Source organism: Verrucosispora sp. NA02020 (assembly GCF_013364215.1).
Lineage (GTDB): Bacteria > Actinomycetota > Actinomycetes > Mycobacteriales > Micromonosporaceae > Micromonospora.
This window is the reverse complement of sequence record NZ_CP054924.1, coordinates 41,436-64,627: the sequence shown is the minus strand read 5'-3', so window position 1 is coordinate 64,627 and position 23,192 is coordinate 41,436. Positions and strand designations below refer to the sequence as shown.

The following is a 23,192-nucleotide window of genomic DNA, read 5'->3' as shown; positions in this document are numbered from 1 at the left end:
GTGAGCGAGAAGAAGGCCACCGACATCGCGTGGGGTCCGTGGATCGCGATGGCGGCTGCGGTGATCCTCACGGCCAAGGGCGAGTTCGACCTGGCGGTGGCCGCGCATTTCAGCCCGTGGATCGCGTGGATGTTCCCGGTGATGTTGGACGTCTACGTGATCACGGCGTTCAGCCGTAAGCGGTGGAAGGACATGGTCGTCGGCATGCTGCTGATGATCTTCTGCCAGATCGCGGTGCACCTTCTGCCGGTCTACATCGACACCAAGGCTGGCGAGGAGGTGCCGTGGGGCCTGGTCGTGGCGGTCGCGTGTATCGCGCCGATCGTGGTGGTCCGGGTCAAGATGCTCACCGGCCGCACGGCGGAGGAAATCGCGGCGGCGGCGCAGGCGGCCCAGCGGGCGGAAGAACTCCAGCAGGCGCGGGCGGAAACCGCCGCCGCGCGTCGGGCGCAGGCGGAAGCCGAGGCGGCGGCGCGGACGGAAAAGGCTCGGGCCGAGGCGGAAGCCGCTGCCCGCGCCAAGGCGGAAACCCGTGCGGCCGAGTCGGAAAGGCGGGCGCAGGCCGAGGCGGAAACGCGGGCGGAAATCGAGGCGGCCACGGAGGCGGAAATCGCCGAGCACGTACGGGCCGTCGCCGAGGCCCGTGAGGCCGCCCGACTGGCGCAGCAGCAGGCGTCCACCGAGACGCAGGCGGCGCGGCTGGCCGAAGGCCGGCTCGCCGAGGCCCGCGACGCCGCAGACCGTGCCGGTGCCGCCCGAGTCATCGCCGAGCGGACCGCCGCCGAACAGGTTCGGGTGCTCACCGACGCCGCTGAGCAGGCCGAACGCGACCATCAGGACGCCCTGGCCGAGGCTCGCGTCGACGCCCGTGCCGCCCAGGAGCAGGCCGCAAAACTGGACGAAGAGGTCCGGGTGGTGCGGGCGCAGCTCGACGAGTCGCAGCGCTTCGCCGAGCGTCAGGCCGCCGCCCGGGTCCACGCCGAGCAGGAGGCCCAGGCGGTCAAGGACGCCGGCACCGGCCTCGTCAACGAGTTGGAGCGCACCCGCCGAGCCCTCGCCCGCGCTCAGGAGAAGGCGGAAATCAGCGGGGGCCGGCAGCCGGAAATCTTGCGCCCGGCCGCCCGGAAAACCCTGGCCGCTGTTCCGGCAGAGTTGCCGGCCGACCTGCCCGAGGTGGAAACGGTGAAGCCGGAAAAGGTCGCCGCGATCCTCATCGCCCGAGCGGAAAACCCGGACGCGACCCAAGCCGAACTGGCCGGGCTCACCGGAATTTCCGACCGCACTATCCGCAAGGTCCTCAACGCCGTGCCGGCGGAAATCGTCGGCCAAGTCCTCGAACTCACCGCCGGCCGCGTCGCCTGACGCCGTTTCCGGCGCCCGGGAGATGAGACCACGGTGCTCGATCCGCCGCCGACGTCGGGTCGAGTGCCGTGGCCCCACCCCTCGGCAGGAGGAAGAACCCGATGAACCGACCGCGAAACCGCACTACCCGCACCTGATGGAGGTGATCCCGTGAGCGCCCAACCCGCCGAGGACAGCTACCGACCGTCACCCATGCCGCGAGTTCCATTCCGGCGTGAGGCGGACGTCGTTTCCCTCGTTCCGCCCAGGCCAGAGGGCCAGCCGGCCCCTCCCCTACCGGAATCCGATCGGGACGAACCCGCACAGACTGACCAGCCCACTTCCGGCCCCAACTCCGGCACCGGAATTACTATGCGTGACCTTCCGGGGGATTGGGAGAGCGTCACGGCGGTGTGGACCGGCTCCCCGGAGCCGCTGCGGGACCTGGTCGACCAGGCCGCCCGTGCTCGTGAGGGCGAGGACGCCCAGGCGATCGCCATGGCGTGCTGGGCGGTGCTGGTGCTCATCCCCCGCGGGCTGCTGCACCTGGCCTCGTGGGTCCTGGCTCACCCTCTCCGATCGCTGGCTGCCGCTGCGGTGGCCGCCGTCTTCGCCGCAACCCTCTGAAAGGAGGCACCTGCCATGTCCAGCGCAATGATTCTGCTCGCCGGCATCGTCTACATCGCCCTGTCGATCGCCTTCGCCTTCACTCCCCGCCTGAGGGTCGTGACCGGCCTGGTGGTCGGCGGACTACTCGCCGGCGTGGTCGTCACGCAGGTCAACAAGTGGCTCGCCACCGGCATCGACAAGATCTCTGAGCCGGTCGGCGACTGGATCGGCCAGGACACCAAGGACGTGGCGGTGGCCATCCCCACCGCCATCGGACTCGGCCTGGCCATCGTCGTGATCGTCTTCCTGCGCCGCAAGGGCGGCGGCGGCAAGAGCGCCGGTAAGGGCGCCTTCGGTAAGGCCGGGGCCGGTGGCGGTGGCCGGGGCCACCTGGCGCACGCCGCGCTGGTCTGCGCGTTGCTGCTGCCGGTCGTCATCGGTGGGATCGGCGAGACGATCCGGAGCGTGGCTCAGTGATCTTCTTCGACGTCCTTGTGTGGCTGGCGGTGGCGAAGTTCGCCGTGCTGTTGCTGGAGGACGCCGCCTACGCGGTGCGGGGCAAGCAGTCCCCGCGCCGCCAGGCCCGCGCCCGCCACCAGGCCGCGCAGCAGAAGGGCGGCCAGTCCAAGACCGGCGACAGCGGCACCAGCATCGACGGCACCCCACCGGCCGGCGGTCACCGCCGGTCGGGAGGCACCACGCTCGGCGCGGCGGACGGCTACCTCGCCGGGCTGATCGAGGACGCCACCGAGCGTGCGCGGGCCAGCCGCCGCCGCGCCGCCGCCCGCAAGCGTGGCACCCAGGCCGTCGACGGCGTCGTGGTCGACGTCGACGAGCAGGGCCGCTGGTACGCCGACTGCGACCTGTGTGGCTGGCACAGCCGCCCGTACCGGATCGAGGCCAACGCCCTCGGTGCCGGCCGGGACCACACCCGCACCGAGCACCCCGACCAGTACACCGGCCAACCCGAGCCCACCGGTGATCCCACCGAATCCCCCGCTCCCGCCGACGTCACCGAGGAATCGGGCCGGCCGGCGCTGCGGGTGATCCCCGGCGGAGCACAGGACGCCCCGCCGGCCCGACCGGCCGGGCCGCCGCCCGCCGACGCGGCACCGGCGGCGAACGCGACCACCGTGGACCAGCCGCCGGCACGTCCACGGGTCAGGCACGAAGGCCACTACACCCGCTGCGGGCGGTGCGGCGAGGTCACCGGACCGACCCCGATGATGCCGCGCCACTGCTTCAAATGCGGAGCGGGAGACGAACGCCTGGAGGCCGTCACCGCCGCCGACATCGCGGCGAGCCATCCGGCCCGCTACGGCTGGCGCTGCCCCCGGTGCGGCGCCCGCAAGGAGGGCCTCGCCTCCTTCGAGGTCGCCGAACTCGACGCCGCGTCGCACACCTGCCCCACCCCGACCGAGCCGGCGACGGACGCCGGCCACCAGGACTCCGGCACTACTGCCGGGGATGACCAGCACCACCCGACCGGCGTCCCGATGGCGCCGGACGGTTCGACCACCAGCACCAACGACAGCAAGGAGTTGCACATGAACCTCGAAGCCACTGGTCCGGAGGAGATCCGCGCCGCCTTCACCCAGGCCGCCGAGGCGGCCGGGGAGAACGCCGAGACGATCGGCGGGATCGCGGGCGTGATGACCGAGGCCGCCGACCGGTACGAGTCCCTGGAGATGGCGGCTTCCACCGTCGGGCACCTGCGCGACGCCGCAGAGCAGTTCGCCGCCGCGCAGGCCGCGCTGAACACCGCCCAGGAGGAGCTGCAGGCCGCCCTGGCCGACTTCAACGCCAAGGACGGCCAGGTCGCCGACGCCGTCACCGAGACGGGCGGCAACGTCGCCAACAAGGAAGTCCTGGTCGGCTGACCAACCCACCCCGGGCCCCGGGGCGACCACCGCCCCGGGGCCCTCCCCCTCCCGAACCCCGCCAGCTTCGTCTTGAAGGAGACCAGCGATGTCGACCCGGACCGTCTCCGAGGTTCGCGCGGACCGCATGGCCGCGCTCGGCCGTGTCCTGACCGCCCTGCTCGCCGCCGTCGCCTACGGGGTGAGCTGGCTGGTGCGCCGTAGCTGGCGGCGGCTGCTGCCCCTGTACTGGATCGCCGCCGAGCTGGCCGTGGCGTGGCTGGCCGGGCCCCTCGGTTTGTCGTGGCAGACCGTGGCGCTGCTGACGCTGGCGATCGCCGCCACGGCGGCCGGCTGGCAGGCCCGTAGCCGCGCCGTGCGGATGTGGCGGGCCGCGATCGCCGTGGTCCTCGGCACCGTCGCGGTGGCCACGGTCGCCGCCGGTGGCCCGGCCGCCATGGCCGCCCACCCCACCGCCACGATCTTCCTGCCGACCCTGTTCGGGGTGCTGCTCGGCTGGCCGTGGTGGCACCACCTGCGTACCCGGCCGCCGCAGGACGAGCCCATGCCGGCCCCGGTCGCGGCCGGCGTGCCAACGACGGTGGTCGACCCGCTGACCGACCAGTGGTCACGGCGCTGGCGTACCGAGGTGATCGGTGAGGGCGTGTGCGCCGGCACGACCCTGGTCAAGGCGACCGAACCCCGGCCCGGTGTCACCGAGGCCCTGATCCGCCTGGCTCCCAAGACCAAGCCCGGACCGCTGTTCAAGAGCGGGCCCGACGTGGAGGTGGCGCTGGACCTCGACGAGGGCGCCGTCGGGTGGCGCTCCACCGGCAAGACCGCCTGGCTGCGGGTCGTCATCGTCGAGCGTTCCTACATCGGCGACGGCGTGCCGTGGCACGGCCCCACCTACGAGGGCGGGCGCTGCGAGATCGCCCGGTTCACCGACGGCTCCCCCGGCCAGTGGGTGCTCTCCCGGCCGAACTTCGGCGTGCTCGGCGGCCTGGTCGTCGGGTCCTCCGGATCCGGCAAGACCCGTGCCCTGGGGGCGCTGAACGCCAACCTGCTCGAAGGCGGCTTCCAGGTCGTCGTCGGTGACCCCCAGAACGGCCAGTCGCTGCCGGCCTGGAGGGACGCGGTGGAGTACCACGCCGGTGTCGAAGCGACGAGCCTGCTGCTGCGCCGCTTCCACGCCGAGGTGATGCGTCGCTCCGCGCTGCTCGCCGATGCCGGCGTCGACACCTACGACGAGAACGACCCTCGGGTGAAGGCCCTGGGCCTGGGCAAGCTGATGGTCGTCGTCGACGAGTGCCAGCTCGTGCTGATCCCGAACACCCCGCTGGTGCCGCTGGTCGAACAGGCCGCCGAGACGATGCGCAAGACCGGCGCCGGTCTCGTGCTCGCCACCCAGCTACCGCAGATGCGCTCGCTCGGCGGGTCGGTGCGACTGCGTGACGCCCTGGTCGCCGGTAACGCCCTGGTCCTGCGACTGTCCAACCGGGGCAGCGGCACCACGATCCTCCCGGACGACTTCGTGGGCGATCCCTTCGCGATCGAGCGGGAGATCGACGGCAAGAGCACCGCCGGCATGGGCTACCTGCGGCACAGCAACCGCGTCGGCATGCTCTGCCGCGTCCCCCACCTGGACGAGGTCGCCGCCGCTGCCGCCAGCCCTCGCGTCCCGGTCCGCTGGAACGTCGAGCCGATCGACCCGAACACCCCGATCAAGGCCCCCCGGACGAGCACCTCCACCGCCAACTCGCCGGCAGCGGCCGGTGCGAGCACCGGGGACAAGCTGCGCGCCGCGTTCGGCATCGGCCGCAAGACCACCACCGCGGTGGTGGAGCAGAGCGCGCCGCAGACCAGCGCCGAGTGGGTGCTGGCCTGCCTGCGGCGCGGTCCCGCGTCGGCGCAGGCCCTGCTGGACCGGCCGGACTGCCCGGTCAACCAGGCACAGCTCTACGCGCTGCTGAACCGGCTCAAGGACGCCGAGCGCATCGTCGCCCCCGCCCAGCGCGGCGGGCCCTGGACCGTCTCGGCCTGACCGCCGCCGTGATGGCCGGCCCCCTCGCGGTCCGGCCTTCGCGGCGGCCCGCCAAGCCCCACCCGTGACCTGCCACGCACCACCTGCCCGGACAAGGAGACCCCGCCCATGGCCACCAACTCCCGCCGCCCCCGGCGCAAGACCGAGGCCGAGGTCGACCGTGGTGCCGAGCTGGCCCGCCGCGCCGGTGAGGCCACCCGGGCCGCCTGGACCGGCACCGCACGCGGCACCGGCCGGCTCGCCCGCCGCCTGCCCAGCCCGCACCGCACCCCGGGCGTCGACCAGCCCGGCCACGACACCGCCGGTCTGGTGCTGCTGCTGACCGGCCTGCTCGTCGCCGCTGCGCAGTGGACCAACCCCGCCGGCCTGCCCGGCCGGATCCTCGACGTGCCGGCCGCCGTCACCGGCGGCCTGTTCGGCGGGCTCGCCCCGCTCGCCCCGCTGCCGCTGCTGTGGCTCGCGGTAGAGGCCATGCGCCACCCCGCCGGCCGCCACACCGTGCGGATCCTCGCCCAGGCCGCCGGCATCGTGCTGGTCACCGCCGGCGTGGGCGGGCTGCTCGACCTCGCCGCCCCCGGTCTGGGCGGACTGCTCGGCCGGATCACCGGCGCCCTGGACGGCCCGCTGAGCGTGTGGGGCGCGGTGCCGCTGCTGGTCGGCCTCATCGCCGCCGGCCTCACCGCCGCCACCCGCATCACCCCCTTCGACCTGGTGACCAGCCTCGTCACCGCCCGCCGCCGCAAGCCGCCCGCCGACGTCGACGACCTGGACGACCTCGACCTGCCCGACCTGGACGACGACGTCGACGTCCACCAAGACCCGGCCGGCGCGCCACCGGTGGTCGCGCCGGCACCGACCCAGCGCAGCCGCGCGGATTCCGTGGAATCGGCCCGGCCGGTACCCGCGCCGCCGACCCAGACGGGCCCGGCGCCCGCGCCCATGTCAGCGTCGGCGACGTCGGCGACGGTCGGTGGCTACCAGTTGCCGCCGCTGACCCTGCTCGCCGCCGGTGACCCGCCCCGCCGCCGTCCGGGGGCGAGCGACCCGGGCCGGGTCGCGTTGCAGGGCGTGCTCGACGAGTTCAAGGTCGCCGCGAAGGTCACCGACGCGCACCGCGGACCGGCCGTCACCCGCTACGAGATCACCCTCGGCCCCGGCGTGAAGGTCGAGAAGGTCACCGGCCTGGCCCGCAACTTCGCCTACACCGTCGGCCAGCCGGAGGTGCGGCTGCTGTCCCCGGTGCCGGGCAAGAGCGCCGTCGGGGTCGAGGTGCCCAACGCCGACCGCGAGGTGGTGACCCTCGGGGACGTGATCCGCTCCCGGGCCGCCCGCGACGGGCACCGGCTGCTGGTCGGTCTGGGCAAGGACATCGACGGCAAGGCGGTCACCGCGAACCTGGCCACCATGCCCCACGTGCTGATCGGCGGGTCCACGGGCTCCGGGAAGTCCGGCTGCCTGAACACGCTGCTCGTCAGCCTGTTGACCCGGGCGACGCCGGACGAGGTGCGGCTGCTGCTGATCGACCCGAAGCGGGTCGAGTTGACCGCCTACACCGGCATCCCGCACCTGGTCACGCCGATCGTCACCAACGCCCGCAAGGCCGCCGACGCTCTCGAATGGGTCGTGCGGGAGATGGACATGCGCTACGACGACATGGCCACCCACGGCGTGCGGCACGTCGACGAGTTCAACCGCAAGGTCCGCACCGGCGCGATCACCGCCCCGGCCGACAGCGAGCGGGAACTACGCCCGTACCCGTACCTGGTCGTGGTGGTCGACGAGCTGGCCGACCTGATGATGGTCGCCCCCCGCGACGTCGAGGACTCGGTCGTGCGGATCACCCAGCTCGCCCGCGCCGCCGGCATCCACCTCGTCCTGGCCACCCAACGCCCCTCCGTGGACGTGGTGACCGGGCTGATCAAGGCCAACGTGCCGTCCCGGCTCGCGTTCGCCACCAGCTCCCTGACCGACTCCCGCGTCATCATCGACCAGCCCGGCGCCGAGAAGCTGCTCGGCCAGGGCGACGGCCTGTTCCTGCCGATGGGCGCGTCCACCCCGACCCGGATCCAGGGCGCCTGGGTCACCGAGCGCGAGATCACCGCCGTCGTCGAGCACTGGCGCCACCAGACCGGCGCCACCGCCCCGGCCATGCCGAGCAGCGCACCGGTCGACGTGGCCGCGCCGGCCACCACGGCGGTGGACACCGGCGTGGTCGCCGACCTCAGCGACGACGACCGGGCGCTGCTGGCCGAGGCCGCCGAGCTGATCGTGACCTCGCAGTTCGGGTCCACGTCGATGCTGCAACGCAAGCTGCGCATCGGCTTCGCCAAGGCCGGACGGCTCATGGACACCCTGCACGAGCTGCGGGTGGTCGGCCCGTCCGAAGGCTCGAAGGCCCGCGACGTCCTCGTGACGGCCGACGAACTGCCCGACCTACTCGCCGCACTCCGCAGCGGCGACCAGCCGGCCGCCGACCACGGCGAGCGCACCACCGCCACCACGGGCGGCACGGTGCTCCAGTTCCCGCGTAGCGGCACCCGCCGCTGACGCCGCGCGGGCGGCCCCACCGCCTTCCACAGCCAGGGGCCGCCCGCCACTCCCCCAACCCGCAAGAGCGAGAGGAGCACCCTCCATGGTGCCTGACCCGGGTGACCCGGCCTACCTCGGCGCGGCGTACGCCGCCAGCTACGACCCGCGCGGCCCGCAGGGACCGCGCCGCCACTTCACCATTCCGACCGCCGGTGCCTACGCAGTGCTGGTCGAGATCTCCCCCAGCCTCGCCGACAGCACCTCCCGCTGCACCGGCTGCGGCGCCACCGACCGCGACTTCTCGGAGCTGGAGATCCTCGCCCGCGCCGGAGCCCACGCGTCGACGTGCGGCCGGGGCACCGTAACGGCCGCCCTGGACGTCGAGATCGCCACCGTGCGCGCCGAGCTGGCCCGCATCGACCCGAAGGCCGGCGGCTACCTCCAGATGGCCGGGGTGCTGCTCGGCGCCGGCCTGGCCGTCCTCGGTGGCGCCGGAGCCAGCGGCCACCTGCCCCGCACCGCCTTGGTCGCGAGTGCGGTCACCGCCTTGGTGGTCTTGGTCGCCGTGGTGCTGCTCCTGCTCGCCTCCCGGCCCCGCCTCGGCGGCGACTTCGGGTTCATCGCCTGGGCCGACGCCGATGACGCCCAGGGTGTGCTCACCCGGCTCGTCGCCGGTGACGCCCGCCAGGTCGCGCAGATCACTCCCCTGGCCAAAGCGCGGGAGCTGTGGTGGCTGAGCCGATCCGTACGCGCCAAGTACGTCGGCATCTCTCGGGCGGTGCCGCTGCTGCTCGCCGGGTACGCCGGAGCCGCCCTGACCGCCGCCCTGGCGATCGGCGGGTGGTGACCGTGATGGTGACCACCACGATCGTCGTCGGTGACCCGGTCGACGCCTACGAGCTGTTCGCCCACGCCCGCACCGTGCTCGGCCTGCCGCTGGACGGTCGCTGGCACCTGGTCGACCACGGGCAGGTCCACACGCTGCACTCCCTGCCCGAGCCCGGCGTGCCCGCCCAGGTCAGCGTGTCCTTCCCCGTCCAGATCGGTACCCGCCACCCCGGCGACCCGGACACCGGGATGCCCGGCGGCTACGCCCTGCTCGCCTTCACCAGTGAAAGCCTGGACCGGCGGTGGCACCGCGACCTCGCCGGCCGGGCCGGCGCCTGGCTGACCGGCCGCCGGCTGTGCTGGACCTGGCAGCACGCCGACGGCCCGTGGACCGTCGGCTACGCCCTGCACCCGCAGGTGGTGGCCCGATGACCGACCGCACCTTCGAGACGATCGTGGCCGGCACGACCGACGAGTACCGCCTGGACGTCGTCACCGACCCCACCGTCGACAACCCGCAGATCGTCACCTACTTCACCGCCACCGACGTCGAGGCCGCCTGCCACCAAGCCACGCGGTTGCTCACCGCCGTCACTGGCCCGGACGACCGCTACGGCGAGCTGTACGCCCACGACGGCGACGGCGGCGCCGTGCACTGCGACACCATCCACCTGCCCGCGTGACCGACCACCACACCGCGCACGGGCGGCCCGCCACACCGGGCCGCCCGTCACCCCGTCCGTGCCTGAAATCCGTTGCGATACAAGGCCGTCCGTCTTGTTGCCTTATGTACCGAATTTGGGGCGTAGTCCACACAGGACTGCCCGTGTCGGCGCGTGTTGGTACCCCTACGCCGATGAGAGTGCCCGTAAGATCCTCGGGTCATCCGTCTCACTTGACCTTGAGGGAGCGCCTGCGCTCAACCCCTAACTGCAGACAGCAAGAGAGCCCCAAACCCCCATTCGTTTGGCCGCGATCAGGGTCTGAGGCTCACACAAGCTCGGAGGACACCATAGCACCCACCTCCGGGCTGGGTGCACTTTTGTCTCCGGGCACGTTTTCAGCGTGTCGTGGCGACGCCTGCTCGCGCCCAGCCTCATCCCCCATGCCTGCGGCCCTGATGACGGTGCCGCGATGACCATCGCACCGCAGCGGACGCTGCTGCCTGCGGACCTCGGGTACTGCCCCGACTGCTACGCCACCGGCACGATCGCGCTCGTCGCGCCGGGCACTCGGCGATGCCGGGCGCACCTGGTCGACCAGCGGTTGCTGGTGGAGACCACCAGCACCGGGCAGGCCCGGCTGGCCGCACCGGCCGGTGGCCGCCGCCGGCCGACGTACGCGACCGGTGTCCAGACGCCGTGCGTGGCCTGCGCTACTGCTGGCGTCGACCGGCAGGGCCTGCCGCGCGACGGCGCCGGTTCGGACCCGCTGTGCATCCCGTGCTGGCGCGGCCGGACCGACCGGCAGGACACCGCGGACCGGCGCCGGCTGGTGGCTGCGCTGCGTGAGCGCCTGGACGTCGACGAGTCGACCGGGTGCGCGGCGTGCGGCGAACCGGACCCGGTGTCGACGTGCTGGTTGTGCGGCTACTCGTGGCTGGCCGAGGTCCGCGCCGACCATGAGCACATCGTGGCGCTGGAGGCCGCCGCCGTGGCCACGCGGTTCGCGCAGCTCGCCGAGACGGCCGAGGCCCAGCAGCGCGTCGACGCGCTGACCGCGTGGATTGACCGGCTCACGGAGACGCTGACCGCGTTCCACGCTGGCGACAGTTGGGGCCGTCCGGTGTGGCTGCTCGCGGACCTGCTCGCCCGCAACGCCGCCGCCCGGACCAGCCGCCGTGGCCGCCGGTCCGCGTTGGGCATGGTGTGCGGCGTGCTGGCCGTCGACAGTGACCGGCGGTCCGGCCGCCGGGCGATGCCGGGCCGGGCCGTCACCGCCGAATTGGCCGGCTGCGGCGACAGCACCCGGCCGGTCACCGACGCCTGGCGCCGGGCAGAAGCCCTCGGCTGGTGCGTGCGGGTGGAGCAGGGCCGCCGGCTGAGCTACGCCGAGCGGTGCGCCACCGGCCGCTCCCAGGCACGTGCCGTCTTCGACATCACCCCGCTGCACCACGGTGACCCGGCCGCCCAGGCCGCGCACATCCCGGCCGCACTGGACGTCCTAGCCGACCTGCTCGACCACGCCCGCACCCTGCTCGCCGCCGCCCAGGAGCACGTCGACGCCCTCAACGCCCGCGCCGGTGGCTGGGTCGACTACCACGAGCAGGTCCGCCGCCAGCAGATGCGCCGCGCGGTCGCCGCCACCCGCGACCACGCCCGCCAACAGGCCACGAATTTCCGCACCCCCCACACGGTGACTCAAGCTATGAGTGTTTACTCCAGCTTGTCTTGGGGTCTGCTGCTCTCACCGCCGATTGCGTCCACACCGTCGGTGGATGGCCGGCCAAGCCGGAGGAAGGACGGCGCTTCGCGCTCATCGACAAGGACGGAGGTCGGTCGCACGTGTGCCGGGCCATCGCCTGTACAGCGTCCTAGGTCGCCTCAGAGGCACAGTGACGCGTCACTGTCACGCCGGGCACGTCCTGAGTGGTCGGCGTGGGCGTACGACCTGGCACGGGCTGTTCAGGGCCGGTGGGTGTGGCTACGTCGCACTTCCCTGCCCCGGGTCGCGGCGACGCTGGGCGCCACGCTAGGTCCGGACTGGACGGCTGAGGCGCTGGACACCTGGTTGCGCCGCAGCAGGTCTCGGCCGCTGCTGTCCGAGCCGGACAGCCCACTGTCGTACCTGCGTGCCGTGCTCGAAGACGCGCTGACCGGCCCGGCCGCGCCGCCGCACCCTGCCCGCCGCCACACCGAACACCGGCGGGCCCTGGTCGCCGCCAACGCCGCTGCCCAGGCCGAGCACCGCGACGCGGTCCGCGCCAACCTGAACGACCGCGAGTGGACCGCCACTCGACCCGGCCGGCGTAGCCCAGCCGCCGAGGCCGCCCTCGCCGCAATCCGCGCCAACACCTCCGGACACCTGCGCCGCGCCGACCGCGCCACGTTGCTCGGCGAAGGGCCTGACAGCGACTGCGACTGGCCCGAGGTCGCGCAACCCGGCAGCGGCCTGCCGGCGGCCTCGCGCCGCCCCTGAAACCAACCTCGTCCGCCTGGAAAGGAACTGTTGCCCCGCGCCCTCGTGGTCGCCGCTCGCAGCGTAGGTTCCCCGCCGGCGGTTGCGCGCGGGGAGAGCCGGTGGCGACCTCTGCGGTTTAAGGGGCCGCCACCGTAGCTACCCGGCGAAGAGGCTACGGACGAGAAGCCGCAACCTGGTCCGAGGTGAGCAGTAGATCCACTAGCGCCCGGAGGTCTTCCTCCGTCAACTCCTCCCGGAGGGAGGCCGCAATCTTGTCTGGGGTGCCACCAAGGCGTTTGATGGCTGACGCTGCGGCAGACCTACGCGGAGGTGCGACCTTGCCGTTGGCTGAAGCGGCGGCCTCGGCCGGATCCGAGTTAACCGCGGTTAATCCTTCCTCGACTCTGGGTGACGGTGCGCGTCGGAGCCTCAACTCCTCCAGCTGCATCTCAGGCGGAACCTGGTGGAGATCCCGAACCTCCCGGAGTGGAACTTCGCCGCTTCGCACCAGCGCTTGCAGCTCCGGTGCCAGCTTGAGCAGGTTGAGTCGCTGAGTTACCCAGGCTGGGGTGCGAGACATCTGTTCCGCTGCCGCTTTGCCTGAACCGCACTCGTTAACCAGAAGCTGGATGGCTCTGGCTTCCTCGATGGGATCAAGATTCTCCCGGTCCAGGTTCTCCGCAGCGGTCGCGCTGACCCACGCCTTGCGACTCTCGGCCGGCTCTTTCTTGACGACGATGTCCAGTGTCGGCAGATTCGCCAGCAGCGCTGCTGCCCGACGCCTGCCACCGGTCACCTGAACCCAAGCAGCGCGCCCGACCGCCTTCTCGTGCTCTGGATAGATGCGTAGGAACGCCTCTCTAGACACCACGGCGCATGGCTGAAGTTGGCCATGGGTCCGCATCGACTCCGCGATGCCTTCGATCTTCGCCCGGTCGGACTCAAGATCGCGGGTGTTGAGGGGGTTGGGCGCGATCTGTTGCACCCGTGCCGTGCGGGGGGCAGCCTCAGCGAATGCTGGCAGGCGCGCCTCGGGCAACGCCGGTTCGGTGGCTAGATCTGACAGGTTGACGCGCTTACCTGCCATCGTCAGACCTCCTGCAGGTTCGGCGAACCAGCCTGCGACGGTACGGCCGCACTCCCGCCGTACCCCATCTCCAGTGCCAGGCGGAAGAAGTCCTCACGCGCCTCCATCGCCACACGGTTGCGGGGGTACTGCGTGACCACCAGGCCCTCGGCGGAAGCCCGCGAGTGAAGCTTGTACCGCCGGATGACCGTGTTGCACATCGGCCACCCCTTGCGCTGAATGAACTGCGCGGTCTGCTGGAGATCGGGCAACCCATCACGCGGATCCCAGCTGTTGACCACCACCCGGTAGGGGATGCCGCGCGGCGCGATGACCGCTTCGATCGTCCGGGTCGTCGGGTCATAGCAGAGGGGCTCCGGCACCATCGGCACCAGCACGTCGTCGCACTCATCAAGCGCTGCCTGCAGGATCCGCTCATCTTCCAGGGAACCCGGCGTGTCCACGAAGATGTGTTCGTAGTGCAAGTTCCGCAGCTTACGTAGGTCCCGCGGGTCGTCAACCTGGGCGAAGTCGAAGGGCAGCCCACCCTGCTGTTCGACCCTTCTCGACCACCACACTGACGAGGCTTGAGGGTCGGTAGACACCACCATCACCGGGCTTGCCGGATCGCCGATAGCCTCAGCGGTCGACTGGAGGATCGGCTCAGGGTTGACCAGAACGTCGTAGGTCACCGCCCCGAGATTGACCGCGAGCGTCGTCTTGCCTACGCCGCCCTTCTGGTTGGCGACGACATGGACCTGGGTCACGTTGGCTCCATTCCGTGTGCTTCCCGGGCCGCCAGTCTGCGGGCCGCGGTACTTCGGATGTCCGACATGCTAAAGCCGACCCTGACCTGCGGAGAAGTCGACCGCTCCGGGCCGCCCACAGTTAACCGCGGTTAATCCCACCCGGTCTGCTGCTGCCGCCGACGCAGTGAGAAAACCGGGGCCGCCTCGACCCAGGGGGAGGACCTCTGTCGTTTGCGCGAGGGGCGGCTACTCGCGGTGTTGAACGATGCGAGCTAGCAAGGGCAGCTCGGGTAGGTGGACGGTAACGCGCTGCTGGGTCCAGGGCCGGCGAAGTGCGAAGAGGCTCAGGACGATCCACCACAGGGCGGCGATGCCAGCGGTGGTGGTGCGGGCCGGGCCGGTGGTTGCGGCCCAGACCATTGCCACGGTGGCGGCGCCGTAGAGGATCCAGCCGAGGCGAGCGGCGACGGCACGCCAGAGGAAAGCGAAGGTGAACAGTCCGACGCCAGCAGCGCACCAGGTCCACCAGAGGGTGCTGGCGTTGACGGGGAGGCCGGCGGAGTGGGTGGAGAGGTAGTCACGGACCGGGTCGAGGACAACTCGGGTGAGGTTCCAGTCGTGCAGCCAGCTGGAACCGTCCCTTACCGCGTCCCAGGCGAAGTGGGCGATCCAGCGGAGCAGAGGCATAACGAGTCCGAAGATCAGGAGTGCGACAAGTAGCACCCCGGTGCCGCCGACTGCCGGGATGAACCACTCGGGCGGCCAGTCCTCGCTGGCACGGGCGCGGTGAAAGCGGCGCCACAGATCACCGGCCCATTCGTTGAGCATGGCTGACCACCTGGCGTCTGTGTCCTCGATCGATGCCGGCCGGGCCGGGGCGGTGTCGGTAGTCACGCGTCGTCCTCGTCTTCGTCGTCGACAGCGATGATGACCGGCTCACCGCGGCGGGCGGCTTCCAGTTGAGCGCGGGTGAGCACGGTGCGGTCGGGTAGCTTGCGGGACAGCAAGGCCTCCAGGCCCTCGGGTGCGCCGTTGATGCCGGCGGGGGCTTGGGCGTTGACGTCGTCGAGTAGCGCGTCGACGAGCAGCGCGAGAGAGCCAGGTCCGGATCCGCCGTAGCCCCAGCTGATGCCGTAGTACGAGTCGCGTGGAGCGGGGTAAATCTTCCCGTCTGCGGTACGGATCCAGACCGGCCCGTCAAGGATCAACTCCGCCAGCGGCGCAGTCGCGGGCAACCGTTGGGGCATGGCAGCGGTGTAATCGCCGTCGCTGCTCTTCCAAACCGGGGCGTCGGTATCCGGGTCGACCAGGGCGTCACCCGGCTCGCCGGCCCGAGCGAGCAACTCGAATGCGGCAGTGCGTTGAGTGGGGATGAGTCGCTCGGTCCACTTGAAGGCCCAAGTACTTTCAATGCCCTCGACGTGTTGTGGGTTGCTGTAGGGGAGGTCGGCGCCGGCGTCCCAGTTGCTGACCTCGCGGACACAGCGGCGGGCGAGATCATCGGAGCGGGCGAGCAGGTCGAGCCAGCCGGCGCGACGCTGAGTGGGGTCGAGGTCCAGTTCCGCTTCGGGCACCGATAGGGGCCGGGCTGCGATCCGCAGTACCCCGTCCGGCAGGTTGGCCTTTTCAACCATCTCGACAAGTTGCTCGGCGGAGGCTGCAGCCTGAGCGTGTGCGAGACGTGCGAGATTGACCAGAACCCGGGAGGCGGGGTGCGTCTCCGCGTAGGTGGAGGCCATCATGAGCAGCGCGCCGCTGTCCAGCGCTGGAACGGCCATCGCGGTAACCGTGTCCGTTGACGGCTTCCACTCCAGCAGTAGCTGCTTGTCCCGCAGAGGCAGCGGCCACCATGGCAGTGGCTGTCCCACTACGCCGGCTAGTTCGATCCAGGTCGGAGTGTAGGTGCGGCCAGGAAGGCCGGGTAGCAGTCCCTTGAGTTCCGGTCCGTGCCGTAGCGAAAGCCCGCCCGACACCACGACCACCGCGCCCTCACGGCGGGGGGTGAGTTGTTCGGCCCACTGCTGGTGTGGTGCGCGCCGACTGGTGGGCAGCGGCCACACCAGGTGGACCGGGCCCTGCCGGGTATGCCAGCGCAGCGCGACGGCGCCAGGCAGCTCCACTGTGGTGTCGAAGGCGGCGTTCAACGGCATCGACGGCCAGGCCGTGACCGGCACTCGTCCCGACCATTGGTTCCCGCGTTGGCTTAGCGCCCACTCGTAGGCGTCATCCTCGGACCACCACATCTGGCCGTCGTCGAAGCCGGTCGAGGTCAGCTTTCCGGTCTTGACCCACCACCACACGGTCAGCCGGGGTACACCCAGCAGTCGTCCCACTCCGCCCATGCCGAGTCGCCGGCGGCCCGCAGGTCCTTCCACGCATGATCCTCCGTTACGAAGAGATTGCCCTGTGTCACTGCCGCGCCAGCGTGCCAGAGCGACCCGACGCTAGCCACCCCGGACACGATGAAGGTCGCCAAGAAAAAATCAACCTACTTAATTGCCTATGAGGTCTCAGAGGTCTTAGGGTTTTGGTCATGACACGTAGTCCCCGTTACCAGGAGATCGCCGAGGACCTTCGCCGCAGGCTCGCGGCCGGTGAGTGGCCCGTGGGCACGACGCTTCCCGGCATCAGCGACCTGCAAGAGGAGTACGAGGTCCCAGGGTTGAACACCATCCGTCAGGCGCAGCGGATGCTGGCCGACGAAGGGCTGCTCAATCCGGTTCAGGGGCGGGGCACGTTCGTCACCGCGTTGCCCGGATCGCCGGGTGACCCGGCCAGCTTGAAGCAGGCCCTGGACGAGCTGCGTGTCGCGCTGGCCCAGACCCAGACAGCCCTCACCCGGGTCATGAGCCACCTGGACTGAACCCGCACCACGATGCGAGGCGGCCCCGAAACCGACCAAAGCCCAGGACCGCCCCGCTCCAACTCCCTGGAAGGAGCTACCCCCATCATGTCCCACGCTCTACTACCCGTGTTCTCGGCCTTCGTGCCGCAGCACGTCGTCAACGCGGCGGTGCTGGCACTGTGCGGCCATGACCACCCGGATCTGACCGCACCACCCTGCCTTGCCTGCACGCGGCGAGCCATCGCCACGGTGGAGGCCGCGGTCGTCACGATCGACCCGGCGTTCGGCCGCGACGAGCACGTCCTAGTGCTCGGCGAGGACCGGTGGACGCTGCAACACCCCCTGGCTTGCCGGCCCCGTCTGGCAGCCCGCCCCCTGCACGAGGACCTGGCCGACATAGAGGACTGGTCGACCGTCCAGCCGGGGGAGTACCCGGTCCTCATCGACGGCGACCAGGTCACCGTCGCCGGCATCGTCGTCCGCGACGGTGAGCCCACGACCGTCGGGGAGAACGCATGACCGACGTGGCCGATTCCCCGGAATCACGGGCTGCGGTCGTGGCGCCGATGCGACCCGAGTCGGTAAGGCTGGCCAGCGTGGCCACTCACCCGGCCAACCCCCGAAAAATCATGGGCGACCTCGCCGATCTGGAGGCGTCGATTCGCGAGGTGGGGGTGATCCAACCGCCGGTGGTGCTGCCCGCCGCCCGGGTCGCCGCCGCCTGGCCGGCAGACGCGGGAAAGCTCGGCGACGCCGAGTGGGTGGTGCTGGTCGGCGCCCGCCGCCGTACCGCCGCCGGCCACGTCTACGGAGACGACCCCGACGCCCTGTTGAACGTGCTGGTGCGTGAGGACGCGATCGCCGACGACCCGCTCGCACAGCTCGACGTAATGACCGCAGAGAACGTCGCCCGGTCGCCGTTGAGCCCGGTCGAGGAAGCCCGCGCGTTCGTCGAGCAGGAAGCCGCCGGCCGAAGCCAGCGGCAGATCGCGGCGAAGGTCGGGTGCTCACAGTCGCACGTCTCCAAGCGCCTGAAACTGCTGTGCCTGCCCGAGTCGATGCTGGTCGAGCTGGAGACCGGGCAGGCCCCACCGGGCGAGGACCAGGAGGGCGAGCGGGACCGGCCGGCCTTGCAAATCAAGGACGCGCTCGCGTTCGTCGACGCTGCTGGCGACGACCAGGAGCTGATGCTCGCCGCGTACGGGCTGCGCGACGACCGCCGGCACCACTGGAGCGCCGCCCAACTGGTCGACCAGGTCCGGCGCGACCGGGAGCGGCAGGAGACGGTCGACGCGACGCGTAAGAAGGTGGCCGACGAGGGTGTGCCGGTCATCGACAGCGCGATGCAGCGGTTCGGTGACGGCTACTGGAAGCTGCGCCTGGACGGCGCGAAGGCGATCGCGAAGGCCCGCAAGGACGGCACCGTGGTCGCCGAGGTCAACTCCTGGGGACAGGTCACCTACTACTCCACGGTGAAGCCGAAGGCGGCCGACAACCGCACCCCGGCCGAGCAGCAGCGGATCACCGACGAGCGGGAACGCCGCAAGTCGATGGCCGCCCGCGCCGAGGCCGCCGCGATCCTGGCCGCCCGGCCGCCGAAGCTGCCGCGCAGCGCGGAGGACATCGTCGACGCGTGGCTGTGGGCGCCGGGCAACGAGTGCGCCCAGCTCGCCCACAAGTGGCTGCTCGCCGCTGGTGTCGGCCCGGACCCGGCGCTGCCGAACTACCGGTGGTGGGAGGAGATCAGGCGGGCGGACTGGCCGACCCGGGTGCACGCCGCGCACGCTCTCGGCCTGGCCCGCCGGGAGGTCCAGGTCCGGGCCACCTACCGGTCGTCGTGGAACGCGGCCGACGCGGCGTGGCTGGCCCGACTCGTCGACGACGCCGGCTACACCCTGAGCGAGTGGGAGCAGGCCCGGGTCGACGCCATCGCCCCGCCGGAGTCCGAGCCCGACACCGGGCAACCCGAGCCTGGCGGGCAGACCGACGTTCCGGTGCGTGGGTCGCTGGTCTACGACGCCGGGGACGCGTGCTGCTGGGTGCTGCACTACGACCTACAGGTCGACGAGCCGGCCGCGTACGCCGAGCACCTCACCGACTCCGCCGACGTCGACGCCGCCCAGGCGTGGGCCGTCGAGGTGCTCGCCGACCGGCACCGGATCGAGGTCACTGGCTGGACCGATGGGCACCTACTGCCTGACCAGCCAGCCCGCATCGCGGTGCACGCCGGGGACACCGCCCTGGTCACTTCCATGGCGGGGCAGTGGCGGCTGCTGCGCGACACGGTCGACGACGGGTGGCTGCTGCTGGCCGACGACAAGCCGCACGCCGACCACGACGCCCTCGGCGTCGACGACGTCGACCAGGCGTGCCAGTGGGCCACCGGTGTGTTGACCGAGGCGGGCGTGACCTGCCACGGCTGGACCGCCCGCGCCGACAACGCCGGTGGCGTCGAGTACCTCGCCGACCTGACCGGGGAGTGCTGATGATCCTCGACGCGACCGGCCCGGACGAGATCCGCACCGCGTTCCATGCCGCCATCGCCGCCGCCGGAGACCGGGTCGACGAGCTCGGCGGGATCGCCGGTGTGCTCAGCGACGCCGCAGACCGGTACGAGACGCTGGAGATGGAACCGTCGACGGTGGAGCACCTGCGTGACGCGAGCCGGGCGTGCGGCACCGCCCAAGCGGCGGTGGCCACCGCCACCGGGCAACTCCGGAACGCCCTGACGGACTTCAACAACCACGACGGGGCGGTCGCCGACACGGTCGCCGACGCCGGCACCCTGGCGAGCAAGGAGATCCTGATGGGCGACGGATCCACCCCGACCACCTCCGGCGGCCTCACCAACCCGCTGGCCAGCACGCCGTCCGACCCGGCCGGGGTGGGCGACGTGCTCGGCGTCGCCGACGGCGACACCTGCCACGGCACCGACCAGGTACCCAGCGCGGCCGGGCCGGCCACCACGCTCGCCCTCATGGACTACGGCGACGGCGGTGACCGGTGGGACGGCGGCCGGTACGTCGCGGTCGGCACCTCCCCACACCCGTGGCACCCGGTCACCGGCGCGGAGCACCCCACCGGCGACGAATACGCGCAGCCCGGGATGTACCACCCGCCGCACCTGGACCCGGCCGAGGCCGAGACCGCCGCCCGGCACCTCGACGAGCTGGCCGACCTCGCAGAGGCCGGCCACCGGCCGCCGACGCCCACCAAATGGGGCAGGGCGGCGCAGCGGCTGGAGCACCTCATCGACAGGGACTGCGAGCTGGCCGGGGTGAAGGTGGCCATCGGCGATGACGAGTTGCCGGTGAATGTGCGGGACCTGCTCGCCCTGCTGCGCGACAAGGAGCCCGCGACCGGCCCGTCGACCCGTCGGCACGTCACCACGGCGGCCATCGATTACGCCGGTGGCGACCCCGGGACGCTGTGGATGGACCTGGTCGACCACGACGGCGCGACCCGGATCGCGGTCACCGGGGTCGAGGGCGACGAGAGCCCGGACAGCGACTACTGGCAGCCGTACATCGCCCAGCACACCCCGGTCCAGGCCCGCGACCTGGCCGACAGGCTGCGGACCTTCGCTCACGACGCCCGCAGCGTGCTGCGCCTGGGCCAGGGCGCCGACGCTCCCTACCTGGACTGGTCGACGCGAACGGCCGACGGCGGCCGGAACCTGGCGATCGGTGCCGGCCGGGACGCGGTCAGTCTCGACCTCAACCCGACCCAGCTCCGCGAGCTGCACGACGCGCTCACCGCCACGATCACCGCCGACGACTTCGCTGAGGCGCCCGGCGGCTACTGGCCGGAGGAGAACAGCACCCGCTACATCGACTGGTCCGACTTCGAGTACGAGCGCGGTTTCCTGCTGGGGATCGGAGACGGCACCACGGCGGTGGAGATGACCGTCAGCGCCGGACAGTTGCGGGCCTGGCGTGACCGGCTCGCCACCGACCTCGCCGAGGGGAAACCACAGTGACCACACCGCGACGGGTGCGGGTACTCGGCGACCTGTACCACGGGCGTGTCCCGGCCGGCGCTGTCTACGTCGGCCGGGCCACTCCCTGCCTGCGAGCCAGCCGGTACTCAAACCCCCACCGCGTCGGGAACTGCCGGCGCTGTGGCCACGAGCATGACCAAGCTGGCGCGGTCACCGCGTACGCTGCCGACCTGGACCGGCAACCGGAGCTGGTGGCCGCCGCCCGGCGGGACCTGTCCGGCGTCGACGTCGCGTGCTGGTGCCGCCAGGACGTGCTCGCCTGCCACGGCGACGTGCTGGTCCTGGTCGCCGCCGGGATGACGCCGCAGGCCGCCGTGGCGGCCGTGCTCGGCGACCGTGCGCCGGTCCGGCTCAGGTGATGAGCCACCCGCCGTTCCAGCACGGGAACTTCGTGGTGAAGACATCGGCGGTCAGGTCGAGGGTGTGCGCGGCCGGCGCGAACAGGGCCGCGTAGTCGGGGTCGAGGCAGTACAGCGTCCATCGGCGGCCCCAGCCGTCGACGGCGAACAGCAGCCCCACTCGTCCGGCTCGGCACAGGCCAGCTCGCGCAGTCGCTGGCGGGATCGTTCGGACAGGTGAGCGTGATGCGCGCCACCGACGTCGCAAAGCATGGCGCCGTCACCTCCGGCCGTCCGGGCCGCCGAACGGGCGGTCGCCGCTCACCCTAGCCGCGCCAGCACCTGGGACTCGTGACAACGGCGGGGCGGCAGGCGCCCGGAGAGCCCGCGCCCGGCCCGTCGACCCCCGTCGGCACGCCACCACGGCGGCCATCGATCACGCCGGTGGCGACCCCTGCCGTGGCTCGGGTTCGTACCTGATGAGGCGACCGCCGCGCCTCGGCCGCCGGCCGCCGCGCGCCAGCCCTGGGCGACATCTGCCCGGACACCGGCCGGGGCCGGCTGTCCTACCTGCGCGCCGAGTACCGGTTGAAGCAGGCATCCAAGCTCCACGACCCGCACGGCGCCGGGCACACCCTCCACCAACTGCGGCACTCCGGGTTGACGCACCTCGTCGCCAAGGGCCGCAGCGCCGCCGAACTACAGGCCAAATCCCGCCACCGGCACCTCGCCACCCTCGGCATCCACGTCCGGCTCGGCGAGGAGACCTCGGCCCGCATCACCGCCGAGAACGACGAGCACCCCCGTCGGCACCGGCGCTGACCTCGCGTCCCACTTACCGAGATCGCAGGAGACGGCCAAATGCCTCCCCTGCAACTCACTCCCTTGACGCAGCCGCCCCAGGTGCGGGCCTAGATCAACCGCTTAGCGATGTTTTTGGTCTGGAAACTACGGACGGCCTGCTGGGGTGCTGCACTACGACCTGCGGGCCGACGAGCCGGCCGCATACGCCGAGCACCTCAGCACCGTTTCGTTCCGCTCCAACTCCTTGGGTAGCCCGAAGGGCCGAGGCTAACTCAGCCATCCCCTTGTGGCGGCTACGAAACCTAGCGCTACGAGTGAACTAGACCCCGTCGCCTGCTTCATGTCGCTAACAACCCTGCGGACAGTTCTTTCACTCATATGCTCCGTCAATGCTATATCTCGGTAGCTTCGCCCTTGGATTAAGAATCGCAGTATCCTGATTGATGCTTCACTCGGCTCGTATCTCGTTTTCGTAGTTGAACGCAATCGAATCCCCCGGAGCGCCAAGCGAATTGCCGCGAAGATGGAAGCATATCACCGTCAATCGATGGATGCAATGGCTGTTTGACGCCTGCGAGAATCTGGCCGTGGCCGGCCAATCTATGCCAGGCGTCTTCAACTGAGCCGATCTTTGCATTAGTTTAAAGTGTAGGAGGCGGGCCGTCGCCGATTGCTTCTGCAGAAGGGAATGGCAATGCCGTTACTTCGTCGTGCCTTAATCGCCGCAACAGTTTTCTTGACTGCGCTGACAGTTAGCGCAACTCCTGCGAGTGCGAGCTCGCCGCCCTCCCAGGATGTGTCGACGATGGCCACCGTTACATGCACCATCAGTTACCCCCTCGAGAGAAGTTGTCAGACGGCTATACTCTCTGCCCCGTCAAGTCATAAAATTTACTATAGTGTCCGGTCCACCATCACGCCCTGCATTACTAAACCAATCTACTATCGGTTCTGGGACGTAGATACTAACGTCACCATCAGGTCGGGCACTACGACCTTTGAGGACTTTGAAAATGTAAGCGGCTTGTATGGGCGCTATCGCTTGTCCCTTAATGCTGAT

General features: G+C 71.1%; 21 protein-coding genes. 16 read left to right on the top strand and 5 right to left on the bottom strand.

Translation table 11 applies throughout. From position 1 onward, the window contains the following. From HUT12_RS32470 to HUT12_RS32425, 10 genes are all read left to right on the top strand, one after another. A complete protein-coding gene (locus HUT12_RS32470; protein ID WP_254877106.1) occupies positions 1-1,362 on the top strand; it encodes a hypothetical protein in 1,362 nt (453 codons plus the stop codon). A gap of 351 nt (positions 1,363-1,713) precedes the next feature. Continuing rightward, entirely contained in the window at positions 1,714-1,968 is a 255-nt protein-coding gene (locus HUT12_RS32465) for a hypothetical protein (protein WP_176096120.1), read from the top strand. A 15-nt stretch (positions 1,969-1,983) separates the two neighbouring features. Next, positions 1,984-2,427: a hypothetical protein gene (locus tag HUT12_RS32460; RefSeq protein ID WP_176096119.1), complete on the top strand. Its 444-nt coding sequence runs from the start codon at positions 1,984-1,986 to the stop codon at positions 2,425-2,427. Next, positions 2,424-3,830 (top strand): hypothetical protein, encoded by a 1,407-nt coding sequence (locus HUT12_RS32455; RefSeq protein ID WP_176096118.1) that lies wholly within the window; start codon positions 2,424-2,426, stop codon positions 3,828-3,830. The genes HUT12_RS32460 and HUT12_RS32455 overlap by 4 nt, the downstream gene beginning before the upstream one ends. 88 nt (positions 3,831-3,918) lie before the next feature. Next, a complete protein-coding gene (locus HUT12_RS32450; RefSeq protein ID WP_176096117.1) occupies positions 3,919-5,853 on the top strand; it encodes a type IV secretory system conjugative DNA transfer family protein in 1,935 nt (644 codons plus the stop codon). Between the two features lie 108 nt (positions 5,854-5,961). Next, positions 5,962-8,400 carry a DNA translocase FtsK gene (locus tag HUT12_RS32445; protein WP_176096116.1) on the top strand — a complete coding sequence of 813 codons (2,439 nt, stop codon included), beginning with the start codon at positions 5,962-5,964 and terminating at the stop codon, positions 8,398-8,400. 85 nt (positions 8,401-8,485) lie between these two features. Beyond that, positions 8,486-9,229 (top strand): Pycsar system effector family protein, encoded by a 744-nt coding sequence (locus HUT12_RS32440; RefSeq protein ID WP_176096115.1) that lies wholly within the window; start codon positions 8,486-8,488, stop codon positions 9,227-9,229. A 5-nt stretch (positions 9,230-9,234) separates the two neighbouring features. Then, the gene (locus HUT12_RS32435) at positions 9,235-9,642 is read left to right on the top strand and encodes a hypothetical protein (protein ID WP_176096114.1); all 408 of its coding nucleotides are present in this window, start codon (positions 9,235-9,237) and stop codon (positions 9,640-9,642) included. Then, entirely contained in the window at positions 9,639-9,893 is a 255-nt protein-coding gene (locus HUT12_RS32430) for a hypothetical protein (protein ID WP_176096113.1), read from the top strand. The genes HUT12_RS32435 and HUT12_RS32430 overlap by 4 nt, the downstream gene beginning before the upstream one ends. A 451-nt stretch (positions 9,894-10,344) precedes the next feature. Continuing rightward, positions 10,345-12,348: a hypothetical protein gene (locus tag HUT12_RS32425; RefSeq protein ID WP_254877105.1), complete on the top strand. Its 2,004-nt coding sequence runs from the start codon at positions 10,345-10,347 to the stop codon at positions 12,346-12,348. Positions 12,349-12,502: 154 nt separating this feature from the next. Here HUT12_RS32425 and HUT12_RS32420 read toward each other — a convergent pair whose 3' ends face one another. The 4 genes from HUT12_RS32420 to HUT12_RS32405 all read right to left on the bottom strand — a co-directional run bounded on the left by HUT12_RS32420 (position 12,503) and on the right by HUT12_RS32405 (position 16,478). Beyond that, the gene (locus HUT12_RS32420; RefSeq protein WP_176096111.1) at positions 12,503-13,417 is read right to left on the bottom strand and encodes a ParB/RepB/Spo0J family partition protein; all 915 of its coding nucleotides are present in this window, start codon (positions 13,415-13,417) and stop codon (positions 12,503-12,505) included. A gap of 2 nt (positions 13,418-13,419) precedes the next feature. Next, a complete protein-coding gene (locus tag HUT12_RS32415; RefSeq protein WP_176096110.1) occupies positions 13,420-14,163 on the bottom strand; it encodes a ParA family protein in 744 nt (247 codons plus the stop codon). 228 nt (positions 14,164-14,391) lie between these two features. After that, a complete protein-coding gene (locus HUT12_RS32410; RefSeq protein WP_176096109.1) occupies positions 14,392-14,973 on the bottom strand; it encodes a hypothetical protein in 582 nt (193 codons plus the stop codon). Positions 14,974-15,035: 62 nt separating this feature from the next. Continuing rightward, the gene (locus HUT12_RS32405) at positions 15,036-16,478 is read right to left on the bottom strand and encodes a hypothetical protein (protein ID WP_176096108.1); all 1,443 of its coding nucleotides are present in this window, start codon (positions 16,476-16,478) and stop codon (positions 15,036-15,038) included. Positions 16,479-16,678: 200 nt separating this feature from the next. On the opposite strand from HUT12_RS32405, the gene HUT12_RS32400 reads away from it, so the two are divergent. From HUT12_RS32400 to HUT12_RS32380, 5 genes are all read left to right on the top strand, one after another. Next, positions 16,679-17,008: a winged helix-turn-helix domain-containing protein gene (locus HUT12_RS32400; protein ID WP_176096107.1), complete on the top strand. Its 330-nt coding sequence runs from the start codon at positions 16,679-16,681 to the stop codon at positions 17,006-17,008. 87 nt (positions 17,009-17,095) lie between these two features. After that, positions 17,096-17,509 carry a hypothetical protein gene (locus tag HUT12_RS32395; RefSeq protein ID WP_176096106.1) on the top strand — a complete coding sequence of 138 codons (414 nt, stop codon included), beginning with the start codon at positions 17,096-17,098 and terminating at the stop codon, positions 17,507-17,509. Between the two features lie 110 nt (positions 17,510-17,619). Next, complete coding sequence (locus HUT12_RS32390) at positions 17,620-19,476, top strand: hypothetical protein (protein WP_254877104.1); 1,857 nt, start codon at positions 17,620-17,622, stop codon at positions 19,474-19,476. Further along, positions 19,476-20,969 carry a hypothetical protein gene (locus tag HUT12_RS32385; protein WP_176096104.1) on the top strand — a complete coding sequence of 498 codons (1,494 nt, stop codon included), beginning with the start codon at positions 19,476-19,478 and terminating at the stop codon, positions 20,967-20,969. The genes HUT12_RS32390 and HUT12_RS32385 overlap by 1 nt, the downstream gene beginning before the upstream one ends. Next, positions 20,966-21,349, top strand: coding sequence for a DUF4326 domain-containing protein (locus tag HUT12_RS32380; RefSeq protein WP_254877103.1), 384 nt, complete (start codon positions 20,966-20,968; stop codon positions 21,347-21,349). The genes HUT12_RS32385 and HUT12_RS32380 overlap by 4 nt, the downstream gene beginning before the upstream one ends. On the opposite strand, the gene HUT12_RS32375 is transcribed toward HUT12_RS32380, so the two are convergent. Next, positions 21,342-21,509: a hypothetical protein gene (locus HUT12_RS32375; RefSeq protein ID WP_176096103.1), complete on the bottom strand. Its 168-nt coding sequence runs from the start codon at positions 21,507-21,509 to the stop codon at positions 21,342-21,344. The two genes, HUT12_RS32380 and HUT12_RS32375, sit on opposite strands and share 8 nt — an antisense overlap. Positions 21,510-21,916: 407 nt before the next feature. Between HUT12_RS32375 and HUT12_RS32370 the strand changes: the two genes are divergently transcribed. Then, the gene (locus HUT12_RS32370; RefSeq protein WP_254877102.1) at positions 21,917-22,150 is read left to right on the top strand and encodes a hypothetical protein; all 234 of its coding nucleotides are present in this window, start codon (positions 21,917-21,919) and stop codon (positions 22,148-22,150) included. Positions 22,151-23,192: the final 1,042 nt, after the last annotated feature.

Excerpts from the sequence above, each read along its gene's own strand:
- HUT12_RS32440 (WP_176096115.1), top strand. The coding sequence starts at position 8,486 with ATGGTGCCTGACCCGGGTGACCCGGCCTACCTCGGCGCGGCGTACGCC.
- HUT12_RS32410 (WP_176096109.1), bottom strand. The coding sequence starts at position 14,973 with ATGCTCAACGAATGGGCCGGTGATCTGTGGCGCCGCTTTCACCGCGCC.
- HUT12_RS32450 (WP_176096117.1), top strand. The coding sequence starts at position 3,919 with ATGTCGACCCGGACCGTCTCCGAGGTTCGCGCGGACCGCATGGCCGCG.
- HUT12_RS32390 (WP_254877104.1), top strand. The coding sequence starts at position 17,620 with ATGGGCGACCTCGCCGATCTGGAGGCGTCGATTCGCGAGGTGGGGGTG.
- HUT12_RS32425 (WP_254877105.1), top strand. The coding sequence starts at position 10,345 with ATGACCATCGCACCGCAGCGGACGCTGCTGCCTGCGGACCTCGGGTAC.
- HUT12_RS32385 (WP_176096104.1), top strand. The coding sequence starts at position 19,476 with ATGATCCTCGACGCGACCGGCCCGGACGAGATCCGCACCGCGTTCCAT.
- HUT12_RS32395 (WP_176096106.1), top strand. The coding sequence starts at position 17,096 with ATGTCCCACGCTCTACTACCCGTGTTCTCGGCCTTCGTGCCGCAGCAC.
- HUT12_RS32420 (WP_176096111.1), bottom strand. The coding sequence starts at position 13,417 with ATGGCAGGTAAGCGCGTCAACCTGTCAGATCTAGCCACCGAACCGGCG.
- HUT12_RS32445 (WP_176096116.1), top strand. The coding sequence starts at position 5,962 with ATGGCCACCAACTCCCGCCGCCCCCGGCGCAAGACCGAGGCCGAGGTC.
- HUT12_RS32460 (WP_176096119.1), top strand. The coding sequence starts at position 1,984 with ATGTCCAGCGCAATGATTCTGCTCGCCGGCATCGTCTACATCGCCCTG.
- HUT12_RS32400 (WP_176096107.1), top strand. The coding sequence starts at position 16,679 with ATGACACGTAGTCCCCGTTACCAGGAGATCGCCGAGGACCTTCGCCGC.
- HUT12_RS32430 (WP_176096113.1), top strand. The coding sequence starts at position 9,639 with ATGACCGACCGCACCTTCGAGACGATCGTGGCCGGCACGACCGACGAG.
- HUT12_RS32465 (WP_176096120.1), top strand. The coding sequence starts at position 1,714 with ATGCGTGACCTTCCGGGGGATTGGGAGAGCGTCACGGCGGTGTGGACC.
- HUT12_RS32435 (WP_176096114.1), top strand. The coding sequence starts at position 9,235 with ATGGTGACCACCACGATCGTCGTCGGTGACCCGGTCGACGCCTACGAG.